This window comes from Megasphaera sp. AF13-6AC, assembly GCF_027685385.1.
In the GTDB taxonomy this organism is placed as follows: domain Bacteria; phylum Bacillota; class Negativicutes; order Veillonellales; family Megasphaeraceae; genus Megasphaera; species Megasphaera micronuciformis.
On the sequence record NZ_JAQCUN010000236.1, the window covers coordinates 1 to 1154 of the forward strand.

Annotated in this window: 2 protein-coding genes; both read left to right on the top strand. The window is 45.1% G+C overall.

Going from position 1 to position 1154, the window contains the following annotated elements; all coding sequences use genetic code 11:
- A partial coding sequence (locus PGX78_RS08465) for a hypothetical protein (RefSeq protein WP_270446509.1) occupies positions 1-285 on the top strand: 285 nt, incomplete at its 5' end.
- Positions 282-1025: a DNA/RNA non-specific endonuclease gene (locus PGX78_RS08470; protein WP_270446511.1), complete on the top strand. Its 744-nt coding sequence runs from the start codon at positions 282-284 to the stop codon at positions 1023-1025. The genes PGX78_RS08465 and PGX78_RS08470, both read left to right, overlap by 4 nt.
- Positions 1026-1154: the final 129 nt, after the last annotated feature.

Below are 1154 nucleotides of genomic sequence, written 5' to 3' on the forward strand. Positions count from 1 at the left end.
CACCCCTTTTCAGCCGATTTATTTGAAGATACGGAAGCGGTTCTTACGTGCGACGAGAATTTTCTTGAAAAGGCCGGAGAAGGTGCGTATTGTTTTGTTGAAAATGTATCTGTAAAGCCTTTTGTCGATTCGGTTCAATCTGTCGTTTTATATAAGTGGAACCGGGCTTACCCGGGTGACTTTTTCTTTGATTTGCCCTTAGAAGGAGTATTTAACGTAACGAAGCAAACGGATTTTGTCGGCACGTCTCACGATGATATTACGCAAGAGGTATATACGAGATGATAAAGAAAAAACTTACGGCCTTACTGGCGACCCTACTGGTAATCGTATCGTTAGCCGGGTGCGGCTCCAATCCGGTCGAACCGAAGGCGGAAAAGGCGGCACCTGCAACTGCTGTTTCAGCACAAAACGAGTCGGGGCGTAATGTTGTCGACTTGTCGACCTTGCCGCCTTTTAGCGGGAAGCCCTATATAGTCATTAACAACAATGAGCCGTCTTTTTCCCAAGAGGATATGAAGACGACATCTGTCGAGCGATACAGTGATCTCGATCCGTTAGGGCGGTGCGGTCCGGCCTTTGCCGATATCGGCGAAGATTTGATGCCTACGCAAAAACGCGGTCCCATCGGTTCCGTCAAACCCAGCGGTTGGCAAACGGTTAAATATGATAACGTAGACGGAAAATATTTATATAACCGCTGTCATCTTATCGGCTATCAGTTGACGGCGGAAAATGCAAATCCGAAGAATCTCATTACAGGTACGCGTTATTTGAACGTGCAAGGAATGCTTCCTTTTGAAAATATGGTTCATGACTATATTAAGGAAACGCACAATCACGTGCTTTATCGGGTAACGCCTGTCTTTGAAGGAAAGAACCTGGTGGCAAGGGGCGTGCAAATGGAGGCTCTTTCTGTAGAAGATAACGGAAAGGGAATCAAATTTAACGTTTTTGTTTATAATAATCAGCCCGGTATCGAAATCGATTATGCCACGGGCAAAAGTCATCGAATATCAGTATAGCAGCGGCTTTGCAAGGCATTCTTATTCTCTGTATAATGAAATTAAAGAAACTATGTTCGTATCTTCGGATTCGGTCTGTGTTGTTCGGAACGGAGTGATGACAGATGAATAAGAAAGCCGAGGCCTTCC

Bases quoted from the DNA above. Each gene is read 5' to 3' on its own strand.
- PGX78_RS08470 (WP_270446511.1), top strand. From the start codon at position 282: ATGATAAAGAAAAAACTTACGGCCTTACTGGCGACCCTACTGGTAATC.